At 73.4% G+C, this 10680-nt stretch carries 10 protein-coding genes; 7 read left to right on the plus strand and 3 right to left on the minus strand.

The features are described from left to right. Nucleotides 1-480 precede the first annotated feature (480 nt). Entirely contained in the window at nucleotides 481-807 is a 327-nt protein-coding gene (locus ACW0Q9_RS25030; protein ID WP_456185302.1) for a hypothetical protein, read from the plus strand. Beyond that, nucleotides 804-1457, plus strand: a complete 654-nt coding sequence (locus tag ACW0Q9_RS25035) for a nucleotidyl transferase AbiEii/AbiGii toxin family protein (protein ID WP_456185304.1) — start codon at nucleotides 804-806, stop codon at nucleotides 1455-1457. The genes ACW0Q9_RS25030 and ACW0Q9_RS25035 overlap by 4 nt, the downstream gene beginning before the upstream one ends. 25 nt (nucleotides 1458-1482) lie before the next feature. Here ACW0Q9_RS25035 and ACW0Q9_RS25040 read toward each other — a convergent pair whose 3' ends face one another. Then, the gene (locus ACW0Q9_RS25040; protein WP_456185306.1) at nucleotides 1483-2385 is read right to left on the minus strand and encodes an SDR family oxidoreductase; all 903 of its coding nucleotides are present in this window, start codon (nucleotides 2383-2385) and stop codon (nucleotides 1483-1485) included. Between the two features lie 197 nt (nucleotides 2386-2582). On the opposite strand from ACW0Q9_RS25040, the gene ACW0Q9_RS25045 reads away from it, so the two are divergent. After that, nucleotides 2583-4373, plus strand: coding sequence for a bifunctional metallophosphatase/5'-nucleotidase (locus tag ACW0Q9_RS25045; RefSeq protein WP_456185308.1), 1791 nt, complete (start codon nucleotides 2583-2585; stop codon nucleotides 4371-4373). A gap of 61 nt (nucleotides 4374-4434) precedes the next feature. Here the strand turns inward: ACW0Q9_RS25045 and ACW0Q9_RS25050 are convergent, their stop codons facing one another. After that, on the minus strand, nucleotides 4435-4626 hold the full coding sequence (locus ACW0Q9_RS25050) for a hypothetical protein (protein WP_456185310.1): 192 nt from the start codon (nucleotides 4624-4626) through the stop codon (nucleotides 4435-4437). Nucleotides 4627-4723: 97 nt separating this feature from the next. On the opposite strand from ACW0Q9_RS25050, the gene ACW0Q9_RS25055 reads away from it, so the two are divergent. Continuing rightward, on the plus strand, nucleotides 4724-5758 hold the full coding sequence (locus tag ACW0Q9_RS25055) for an NAD(P)-dependent alcohol dehydrogenase (protein ID WP_456185312.1): 1035 nt from the start codon (nucleotides 4724-4726) through the stop codon (nucleotides 5756-5758). On the opposite strand, the gene ACW0Q9_RS25060 is transcribed toward ACW0Q9_RS25055, so the two are convergent. Continuing rightward, nucleotides 5759-6919 carry a geranylgeranyl reductase family protein gene (locus ACW0Q9_RS25060; RefSeq protein WP_456185314.1) on the minus strand — a complete coding sequence of 387 codons (1161 nt, stop codon included), beginning with the start codon at nucleotides 6917-6919 and terminating at the stop codon, nucleotides 5759-5761. A 149-nt stretch (nucleotides 6920-7068) separates the two neighbouring features. On the opposite strand from ACW0Q9_RS25060, the gene ACW0Q9_RS25065 reads away from it, so the two are divergent. The 3 genes from ACW0Q9_RS25065 to ACW0Q9_RS25075 all read left to right on the plus strand — a co-directional run bounded on the left by ACW0Q9_RS25065 (nucleotide 7069) and on the right by ACW0Q9_RS25075 (nucleotide 10623). Continuing rightward, a complete protein-coding gene (locus tag ACW0Q9_RS25065; RefSeq protein WP_456185316.1) occupies nucleotides 7069-7305 on the plus strand; it encodes a hypothetical protein in 237 nt (78 codons plus the stop codon). A 71-nt stretch (nucleotides 7306-7376) separates the two neighbouring features. Then, entirely contained in the window at nucleotides 7377-8831 is a 1455-nt protein-coding gene (locus tag ACW0Q9_RS25070) for an MFS transporter (RefSeq protein WP_456185318.1), read from the plus strand. A 169-nt stretch (nucleotides 8832-9000) separates the two neighbouring features. Continuing rightward, on the plus strand, nucleotides 9001-10623 hold the full coding sequence (locus tag ACW0Q9_RS25075) for an alkaline phosphatase D family protein (protein ID WP_456185319.1): 1623 nt from the start codon (nucleotides 9001-9003) through the stop codon (nucleotides 10621-10623). Nucleotides 10624-10680: the final 57 nt, after the last annotated feature.

Here is a 10680-nt window from a genome sequence, read left to right on the forward strand (position 1 = left end):
CCGGAGACACACGTGGTGTTCCACTCGCGCGCCGACGAGTGACGGCGTGTCGCCGCTGAACCGAACGGCCGGTGGTGGCCGGCGCTGGCGGTGATCGTGGCGTGGGTAGCAGCCGCCGCCCACCGCCTCCTGCTTTTCTCCCGGCCTGTCCGCCCCGCTGGATCATGCGAGCGCGCACACCGCCTAGCGCGTCCTAGGAGGCTAGCTTCTTGGTTCGAGGCCACACCCGCGTTTCATCGACGCCCGCCGCCGGGGCGAAGCCCGGGCAACCCGCTCAGGTGCCGTGGGTGCGGCAACCCGGATCGTGGACGGTTTCCGTTCGTGGTCAACGACAACTGTCCAAGATTCGCGGCGGGGAGACGACACGGGGCGCTCGACCGGCGACGGATGAGCGCGCCTGGGCCGCCAGCTCGCCTGTTCTGGCGGTGGGCGCGCGGTCAGGGCGATGGGAAAACCCGGGACAGGGGTTACCCTGACACCATGTCGGCCACCAGCACCGCGTACCTCGCCCGGCCCGGGCGACCCGCCGTGGTGGCGCGCACCCTCGGCGAGCTCGCCGGGCCCACCCGGGGCATCGTCGAGCTGCCGGTGCGCCTGATGTGGAGCAGCGAGCGCGCCTTCGACCTGGCCGACCCCGACGACCTGCTCTGGATGTACGAGAACGTGCTGCGCGAGACCACCCGCGTCGAGGACCTGCGCGAGCTGATCGACGGGGGCACGCTGCGCCGGGTGTGGCCGCTGTTGAACCTGCCCCGGGGCGTACGCCTGGCGTGGGAGAGCCGGCACCGGGGCCTGCGCACCGCGTGACCCACCTGCACGACTTCTACCGGGAGGTGGCCCGGGTGGCCCTCGCGGCCGCCGGCCCGCACCGGTTCGTGCTCGGGGGCGGGGTGGCCTGGGCGGCGCACGGCCTGGTCACCCGCCCGACCGAGGACGTGGACCTCTTCGCGGACGTGGAGGGCGCGGCGGCGGCGGCCGCGGCCGGGGTGCGTGCCGCCCTGGAACGGGCCGGATACCAGGTGGCCGACGCCGACCCGGACAGCGAGCTGGGTGAGCTCTTCGACGGCTACGACCGGGACCTGCGGGACTTCGTGGTGAGCCGGGACGGCCGGCAGATCCGGCTCAGCCTGGCCCGGCTCGACCGGTACCGCAGCCCTGTGGTGATGGATTTCGGCCCGGTTATGGACGTCCGGGACCTCATCGCCAACAAGACCGCCGCGCTGGTCAACCGCCGGGAGGTCCGCGACTACATCGACGTCTCGGCCGCGCTGGACCGGTACGCGGTGTCGGAGCTGCTGGAGCTGGCCCGGCAGGTGGACCCGGCGCTCGACGCCGAGGATGTCCGGGCGGCAGGCCGCTACCTGGACCGGGTGCCGGACCGCCGGTTCGCCCGCTACGGCCTGGATCCCGGCCAGATCGCCGAGGTCCGCCGCCGGATGGCCGCCTGGCCGCGCTGACCACCGGCGCGGCCAGGCGGCCGGGTCACTTGGTGAGCTTGCCGCCGGTCACCCCGAGGATCTCCCCCGTCACGTAGCTGGACTCCTGCGAGGCGAAGAAGACGTACGCGGGGGCCAGCTCGGCGGGCTGGGCCGGGCGGCCCATCGGGGTGTCGGTGCCGAACTGCTTCACCTTCTCCTCGGGCATGGTGGCCGGGATCAGCGGGGTCCAGACCGGGCCGGGCGCCACGGCGTTGACCCGGATGCCCTGGTCGGCCAGGTTCAGCGCGAGAGCCTTGGTGAAGTTGGCGATGGCCGCCTTGGTGGTGGCGTAGTCGAGCAGCTGCGGCGAGGGGTTGAACGCCTGGATCGACGAGCTGTTGATGATCGCCGAGCCCTCCGGCAGGTGCGGCACGGCCAGCTTGCAGAGCCAGAACATGGCGTACACGTTGGTCTTGAAGACCCGGTCGAACTGCTCGGTGGTGATGTCGAGGATGCCCTTGTCCTGCGACATCTGGAAGGCCGCGTTGTTGACCAGGATGTCGATGCCGCCGAGGTCGGACAGCGTCCGCTCGACCAGGTCGCGGCAGTTCCCCTCCTCCCGCACGTCGCACCGCACGGCGACGCCCTTGCGGCCGGCCTGCTCGATCAGGCGTACGGTGTCGCGGGCGTCCGCCTCCTCCTCGTCGCCGAGGTAGGAGATCAGCACGTCGGCGCCCTCCCGGGCGTACGCGATGGCGACGGCCCGGCCGATCCCGGAGTCACCGCCGGTGATCAGCGCCCGTTTCCCGGAGAGCCGGTCGCTCCCGCGGTACGACTCCTCGCCGTGGTCCGGCTTCGGGCCCATCTCCCGCTCGGTGCCGGGCGCCGACTGCTGCTGGGCGGGCTGGCCCTGCTGCTGGCCGTACTGGCGGGTGGGGTCCTGCTGGGTGTACTGGTCCTCGCTCACCGGGTCTCCCTCGCCGTCGTTCCTCCCCCCGCCCTACCCCCGGACCGGGTGCGGAAACGAGGGCGGTGTTACGGCCTGAGGTCCCCCGGCGCTGGAGGTGTGAGATACCTCGGGGCGATGTGGCATCCGTGACAATCGGTGGTTATGGTGCGCTGCGGCGCCCACGAGGCGCGTCCACCCCCATGGAAAGGCACCTCATGACCTCCTCCTCCGGCGCCTCGCGCCGCCAGGTGCTGGCCGTCGCCGCCGCCGCCGCGACCGCCCCCCTGATCGCCGGTGCTCCCGCCGAGGCCAAGCCGACCACGCCGAAGACCTGGGACCTCACCGTCCTCGGCACCTCGGACACCCACGGCAACGTCTACAACTGGGACTACTACAAGGACGCCGAGTTCGACGACAGCAAGCACAACGACGTCGGCGTCGCGAAGCTGGCCACCCTGGTCAACCAGATCCGCGCGGAGCGCAAGGGCAAGGCGACCCTGGTGCTGGACGCCGGCGACACCATCCAGGGCACCCCGCTGGCCACCTACTACGCCAAGCAGAAGCCGATCACCGAGACCGGTGAGACGCACCCGATGGCCAACGCCATGAACGTGCTGAAGTACGACGCCGTCACGCTGGGCAACCACGAGTTCAACTACGGCCTGCCGCTGCTCGCCACCTGGATCGGGCAGCTCGGCTTCCCGGCCCTGGCCGCGAACGCGATCAACGAGAAGACCGGCAAGCCCGCCTTCCTGCCGTACGTGATCAAGGAGGTCGCGCTCGGCGGGTACGACTCCCCCACCCTGAAGGTCGGCATCCTCGGCCTGACCAACCCGGGCGTGGCCATCTGGGACAAGGCCAACGTCGAGGGCCGGCTGGTCTTCGCCGACATGGTGGCCACGGCCGCCAAGTGGGTGCCGGTGATGCGGGAGCGCGGCGCCGACCTGGTCATCATCTCCGCCCACGGCGGCGACAGCGGCACCTCCAGCTACGGCCCCGAGCTGCCGAACGAGAACCCGGTCGCGCTGATCGCCGAGCAGGTGCCCGGCATCGACGCCATCCTCTTCGGCCACGCCCACAACGAGGTGCCGCAGAAGTTCGTCACCAACCTGGCCACCGGCGCGCAGGTGCTCACCTCGGAGCCGTCGAAGTGGGGCCAGCGGCTTACCCGGATGGACTTCACCGTCACCAAGGTCAAGGGCCGGTGGCAGGTGGTCGCCAAGTCCGCCACCACGCTCAACACCAACACCGTGGTGGAGGACCCGGCGGTGCTCGCGGCCGTGCGCGGCCAGCACGCCACGACGGTCGACTACGTGAACACCGTCGTGGCGCAGTCCCAGGAGGAGCTCTCCACCGTCGAGTCGCGGTACAAGGACACCCCGATCCTGGACTTCATCAACCACGTCCAGGCCGAGGTGGTCACCCAGGCCCTGGCCGGCTCCGCGTACGCGAGCCTGCCGGTGCTGTCGCAGGCGTCGCCGTTCAGCCGGACCGCCGTCTTCCCGGCCGGTGACGTGCGGATCCGCGACGTCGCCGGGCTGTACCTCTTCGACAACACCCTCGAGGCGGTCGTCATGACCGGCGCCGAGGTGAAGGCGTACCTGGAGTACTCGGCCAAGTACTTCAAGACCTGGGCGGCCGGGGACACCATCGACCTGGCGAACATCAACGACCCGAACGTGCCGGACTACAACTACGACGTCATCTCCGGGCTCGACTACGACATCGACATCGCCAAGCCGGTCGGTCAGCGGATCACCCGCCTGGTGCTGCCGGGCACCGACACCCCGGTCGCCGCGGACGCGCAGTTCGTCATGGCGGTCAACAACTACCGGCGCAGCGGTGGCGGCAACTTCCCGGGCATCGTGAAGACCCAGGTCTACAACCAGCAGCAGGAGATCCGCCAGCTGCTGATCGACTGGGCGCAGGCCAAGGGCGAGATTCGGCCGGCCGACTTCGCCGTGCAGAACTGGAAGCTGGTCCGCGACGGCGTGCCGGTCTTCTGATCCGCACCACCGCGACGGGCCCCGGGTGCGCACCCGGGGCCCGTCGCCGTCCCGGGGCCGGTTAGCCGCCGGCCCGCAGGTCCCACTCGTGCTGCCCGCCGGAGGGGTCGGGCCGGTCCCGGCGCGGCTCGGTCTCGCTCTCGGTCGACTCCACCCGCTCCTCGGGACGCACCGCGGGCGGCAGCTCGCCGAAGCGGACGTGCCGCAGGAAGGCGTACTCCTCGTCGGTGAACGACTCACGCGGTTCGCTCATGACCGCATTGTGCGCCCGCCCCGCCATCCACCGCATCAACCGACCCGGTCCGGGTAAGCCGCTGCCGACCCGTCCGGCGACGAGGTGGAGGACGACCATGCGCGCGGTACGGATGACCGCCCCCGGGGTGCTGGAGCAGGTGGAGGTGCCCATCCCGACCGCCGGGCCGGGCGAGGTGCTGCTGCGCGTCGGCGCGGTCGGCGCCTGCCACTCCGACCTGCACATCCTCGACGCCCCGGCCGGGCTCTACCCGACCCCGATGACCCTCGGGCACGAGATCGCCGGCACCGTCGACCAGCTCGGCTCCGGGGTCACCGGCTGGGCCACCGGCGACCGGGCGGCCGTCTACGGGATCATCGGTTGCGGTCGCTGCCGGGCCTGCCTGCGCGGCGCCGAGAACCAGTGCCGGGTGGTGCCGGTCGGCGGTGTCGGGCTCAGCCGGGACGGCGGGCTGGCCGAGCACGTGGCGGTGCCCGCCTCCCGGCTGCTGCCCGTCGGGGACCTGGACCTGAGCCAGGCGGCCCCGCTCACCGACGCCGGGCTGACCCCGTACCACGCCGTCGAGCTGGCCCGGGACCGGCTGCGCCCGGGCACCTCCTGCGTAGTCATCGGAATCGGCGGGCTGGGCCACATGGCGGTGCAGATCCTGCTCGCCACCACGGCGGTGCGGATCATCGCGGTGGACACCAGCGTGGCGGCCCTGGACCTGGCCAGCCGGATGGGTGCGCACGACGTGGTGCAGGCCGGGCCGGACAGCGTGGACCGGATCCGCGCGCTGGTGGGCCCGCCGCCCGACGGCGCGGACGTGGTGCTCGACTTCGTCGGCGCCGACGCCACCGTCACCACCGCCCGGCAGGTGGTCGCCACCGGCGGCCAGGTGCTGCTGGCGGGCCTGGCCGGCGGCACCCTGCCGGTCCGGCCGGTCGCCGACGAGCCGCCGACCCTGCCGTTCGAGGTCGCGGTCGAGGTGCCGTTCTGGGGCACCCGCGCGGAGCTCCAGGAGGTGATCGCCCTGGCCCGGACGGGGCAGTTGCAGGCCGACGTGCAGACCTTCCCGCTGGCCGAGGCGCCGGAGGCGTACGAGCTGCTGCGCCGCGGGGAGATCCACGGCCGTGCGGTCATCGTGCCGTGACTATCGCCCGGCGGACGGCTCCGCCGGGCGCGGACGCCATGGCGGCAGCCGATCCAGCAGGGCCAGACCGGCCCGCACCGGGCGGCGGGCCAGGGTCCGCTCGAAGCTGGCCTGCCCCTGGCAGAACCGGGCGAACATCCGCCAGCCGGGCGGGGTGGCCAGCAGCGCGTGGAACACGTCCGGCCGGCGCGCGAAGACCTCCAGCAGCCGGTGCCCGGCCCGCATCTCCGGCACCAGCCGGCGCCGGACCTCCCGGTCGTAGGCGTCGAGGTCGCCGCCGGCCACCGTCTCGCCGGCCAGCCGGCCCGACCGCAGGGCGAAGCTGATGCCCTCCCGGCTCCACGGCTCCAGCAGGCCCGCCGCGTCGCCGGCGACCAGCACCCGGCCACGGCGCAGCGGCGAGTCCTCCGCCCGGCACCGGGTCAGGTGCCCCGAGTCGTGCTCCGGGGTCACCCCGGACAGCCCCAGCCGGGCCACGAAGTCGCGCAGGTAGGCGCGGGTCCGCTCGCCCTCGCCGCGGGCGGCGATGACGCCGACCGTGAGCCGGTCGCCCTTCGGGAAGACCCAGGCGTACGAGCCGGGGACCGGGCCCCAGTCGAGGAGCACCCGCCCGCGCCAGCGCTCCTGCTCGGCGGGCGGGACCGGCAACTCCAGCTCCAGCCCCAGGTCGACCTGTCGCCAGGTCACGCCGACGTGCCGGGCCGTCACACCCGAGGAGCCGTCGGCGCCGACCACCGCGCGGGCGCGTACCGTGTCGCCGCCGGCCAGCCGCAGGCGTACCTCGTCGGGGTCCTGCTCGACGGCGCGGACGGCGACGCCCTCGCGGACCTCGGCCCCGGCGGCGACCGCGGCGGCGCGGAGCCGGTCGTCGAACTCCTCCCGGCGCACCATGGCCACCAGCGGCGCGGAGTGCCGGCGGGTGAAGGCGCGTCGCCCGTCGCGGGTGAAGGTGACCCGGTCGACCCGGTCGTGCGCGGGCACCTCGATCCGGTCGGTGACCTCGGCGAGCGAGGTGCCGATCAGCCCGCCGCCGCAGGTCTTGTACCGGGGATGGGTGGCCCGCTCGACCACCAGGGTGCGGACGCCGGCCCGGGCCGCCGCGTGCGCGGCGGAGAGGCCGGCCGGACCGCCACCGACGACGACGAGGTCCCAGATGATCACTGGTGCAGCCTAGGGCACCGCGCGGTCGGCCCGCCGGGCACGCGCCCGCGCAGGACCCCCGATCGGGTGGGCATCATCGGACCCCGCCCGGGTAACCGCCGGGCGCAGGCCGCCCGCCGGTCGGGCGGTCCACGCCGAGGAGGGAAGCGATGCAGCAGGTACAGCTGTCTGCGGTCGAGGAACGGGTGTACCAGGCGGTGTCCGCGCTGGAGGTGCGGGGGCACGTCCCCTATCCGGACCTGATCGCCCAGGAGACCGGCATGACCGAGGAGGAGCTCCGCGAGCCGCTGCACCTGCTCACCGAGCGGGGGCTGCTGCACCGGGAGGACTCCCCGATGTCCGGGCTGGACTTCGGACCGCGGTGGTGCGCGCGTCAGCTGACGTGACATCGTCGTTTGCCCCACCGGGGGCCGGGTAGCGATCGGGGATGCGTGATCGGCGGTCTGCGGGGGGCACGATGAGCACGGACCGGTCGTCGACGCCGGTGGACGACACCGGACCGGACGACCGGCGCCGCTGGAAAGCGCTCAGCGTCGGCCTGGTCGCGGCGTTCATGACCCTGCTGGACGTCAGCATCGTCAACGTCGCCGTGCCGTCGATCGACCGGGCGGTCCACGCCACGCCCAGTGACCTGCAGTGGGTGCTGTCCGGGTACGCGCTGACCTTCGGCCTGGTGCTGGTACCGGCCGGGCGCTTCGGTGACGCGCGCGGCCGGCGTACGGCGTTCGTGGTCGGGGTGGCGCTGTTCACGGTGACCAGCGCGCTGGCCGGCCTGGCCCGCTCGCCGGAATGGCTGATCGCCGCACGGCTCGTGCAGGGCGCCGCCGCCGGAGTGGTCAACCCCCAGGTGAGCGGCATGATCCAGCAGTTGTTCCGGGGCGCCGAGCGGGGCCGGGCATTCGGCCTGCTCGGCGCCACCATCGGCATCTCCACCGCCGTCGGCCCGCTGCTCGGCGGGCTGCTCATCGAACTCGGCGGGGAGGAGCACGGCTGGCGCTGGGTCTTCTTCGTGAACATCCCGGTCGGCATCCTCGCCGTGGTGCTCGGCTGGCGGCTGATCCCGGCCCGCCCGGCCGGCCAGCCGGACCGGCACCGGCTCGACCCGGTCGGGGTGCTGCTGCTCGGCCTCGGGGTGACCCTGGTGCTGCTGCCGCTGGTGCAGCGGGACCAGTGGCGCGGCGCCGGCAAGTGGGTGCTCATCCCCGTCGGCCTGCTCTTCCTGGCGGGCTTCGCGTTCTGGGAGCGGTGGTACGCGCGGCACCGGCCGCCCCTGTTCGACCTGCGGCTGTTCCGGCTCCGCTCCTACACCCTGGGTTCGCTGATCGGCCTGGTCTACTTCGCCGGGTTCACCGCCATCTTCTTCATCTTCACGCTCTACATGCAGGTCGGGCTCGGCTACAGCGCGCTCGTCGCCGGCCTGGCCATCACCCCGTTCGCGCTCGGCTCGGCGGCCGCCTCGGCGGTGGGCGGCCGGGTCGTCACCCGCTACGGCCGGCCGCTGGTCGCCGTCGGCCTGCTGGTGGTGGTGCTCGGCCTGCTGGCCACCGTGTGGGTGCTCCGGAACTCGCCGCACCACCTGGTGCCGCTGCTGACCGCCGTGCCGTTCCTGCTCGCCGGCCTGGGCAGCGGACTGGTCATCGCGCCGAACCAGACGCTGACCCTCTCCGAGGTGCCGGTGCCGAAGGCCGGCAGCGGCGCCGGCATGCTGCAGACCGGGCAGCGGATCGGGTCGGCGGCCGGCATCGCCGGGGTCGGTGCGCTGTTCTTCTCCTCGCTGGCCGGCAGCGGAGGCGACTTCTCCGTCGCCTACCGGCACTCGCTCCTGCTGGCCGTCGGGATCATCGCGCTGGCCCTGGTGGCGGCGCTGGTCGACGTCGCCGCCGGGCACCGCCACCCCGACTCCCCCTCCTGACGCGTGAACGGGGCGGCTGGTCCGCGCGCGTGGCCTGCGCCGGCCCTGCCGTGGCGCCGTTCCAGCGGTGGCCGGCACACCTCGAATTGAGAACCGGCGCAGAACAGCTTGCGAATTCACCGTCCTGAGGGGTGCGTCGGACACGTAGACGGCGGTAGATACATGGGTCATGACGAACACCCTCGACCGTCGTACCCTCCTCCGCCTCGCCGGGGCATCCGCCGGCACCGCCGTACTGGCCGGCGCCACCCTCGCCGGGCCCTCCCCCGCCGGCGCGGCCACCGCCGCGTTCCGGCACGGCGTCGCCTCCGGCGACCCGCTGCCGGACGGGATCCTGCTCTGGACCCGGGTCACCCCGACGCCCGACGCCCTGCCCGGCTCCGGCGCCGGCCCCGACGCGGAGGTGAGCTGGCAGGTCGCCACCGACCCGGACTTCCAGGCGCCGGTCGCCGCCGGCACGCTCACCACCGGACCGGCCCGGGACCACACGGTGAAGGTCGCCGTGTCCGGCCTGGCCCCCGCCACCACCTACTGGTACCGCTTCGGCCACGCCGGCGCCTGGTCGCCGACCGGCCGGACGATGACCGCCCCGCCCGCCGACGCGGCCGTCGACCGGCTCCGGCTGGGCGTGGTGTCCTGCGCGAACTGGGAGGCCGGCTACTTCGCCGCGTACCGGCGGCTGGCCGACCGGGGCGACCTCAACCTCGTCGTCCACCTCGGCGACTACGTCTACGAGTACGGCACCGGCGAGTTCGCCGCCGCCGGCCGGGTGGTCCGGCCGACCCAGCCGGCGCACGAGGTGCTCACCCTGGCCGACTACCGGATCCGGCACGCGCTCTACAAGACCGACCCGGACCTGCAGGCGCTGCACGCCGCCGTACCGTGGGTGATCACCTGGGACGACCACGAGGTGGCCAACGACGAGTGGTCCGGCGGCGCGGAGAACCACACCCCGGGCACCGAAGGCCCGTTCGCCGACCGGCTCGCCGCCGCCCGGCAGGCGTACCTGGAGTGGATGCCGGTGCGGATCGGCGCGGACGGGGCCATCTACCGGCGGTTCCGCTTCGGCCGGCTCGCCGAGCTGTCCATGCTGGACCTCCGCTCGTACCGGTCGGCGCAGGCGTCCGGCAGCGCCGTCGACGACCCCGGCCGGACGATCACCGGCGACGCGCAGATGGCCTGGCTCAAGGCGGGGCTGTCCGGCTCCACCGCCCGGTGGAAGCTGGTCGGCAACCCCGTGATGATCGCCCGCCTGGACGTCGGCGCGCTGCCGTCCTGGCTGCTCGGCCCGCTCGGGAAGCTGCTCGGCATCCCGGAGAACGGTGGGGTGCTCAACGTCGACCAGTGGGACGGCTACAACGCCGACCGCAACGAGCTGGTCGACCACCTCAGGAGCACCGGCACCCGGGACGTGGTCTTCCTGACCGGGGACATCCACACCTCGTGGGCCAACGAGGTGACCACCCGGTCCACGCTGTTCGAGCCGGCCGCGGCGGAGTTCGTCGTCCCGTCGGTGACCAGCGACAACGTCAACGACTTCCTCAAGCTGCCGGCCGGCAACGCGCTGAGCCAGCTCGGCGCCGGGCTGATCCGCTCGACCAACCCGCACGTGCGCTGGGCCGAGCTGGACGGGCACGGGTACGGCGTGCTCGACGTGACGCCGCAGCGGTGCCGGATGGACTGGTACCACCTGGCCGACCGGACCAGCAGCACCAGCGGCAGCCGGTGGGTGGCCGGCTGGTCGGTGGGGACGGGTTCCTCCCGCCTACGCGCCGAGAGCGCCCCGGTGTGAAGACGCCGCTGGCCGGCACCCCGTGTTCGGGGTGCCGGCCAGCGGCGTTTGCTTGGG

The organism is Micromonospora sp. I033, from assembly GCF_053890995.1.

What these genes read in the sequence shown, in the direction of transcription:
- ACW0Q9_RS25065 (WP_456185316.1), top strand. Translation starts at nt 7,069, where the DNA reads ATGCAGCAGGTACAGCTGTCTGCGGTCGAGGAACGGGTGTACCAGGCG.
- ACW0Q9_RS25055 (WP_456185312.1), top strand. Translation starts at nt 4,724, where the DNA reads ATGCGCGCGGTACGGATGACCGCCCCCGGGGTGCTGGAGCAGGTGGAG.
- ACW0Q9_RS25075 (WP_456185319.1), top strand. Translation starts at nt 9,001, where the DNA reads ATGACGAACACCCTCGACCGTCGTACCCTCCTCCGCCTCGCCGGGGCA.
- ACW0Q9_RS25030 (WP_456185302.1), top strand. Translation starts at nt 481, where the DNA reads ATGTCGGCCACCAGCACCGCGTACCTCGCCCGGCCCGGGCGACCCGCC.
- ACW0Q9_RS25070 (WP_456185318.1), top strand. Translation starts at nt 7,377, where the DNA reads ATGAGCACGGACCGGTCGTCGACGCCGGTGGACGACACCGGACCGGAC.
- ACW0Q9_RS25045 (WP_456185308.1), top strand. Translation starts at nt 2,583, where the DNA reads ATGACCTCCTCCTCCGGCGCCTCGCGCCGCCAGGTGCTGGCCGTCGCC.
- ACW0Q9_RS25050 (WP_456185310.1), bottom strand. Translation starts at nt 4,626, where the DNA reads ATGAGCGAACCGCGTGAGTCGTTCACCGACGAGGAGTACGCCTTCCTG.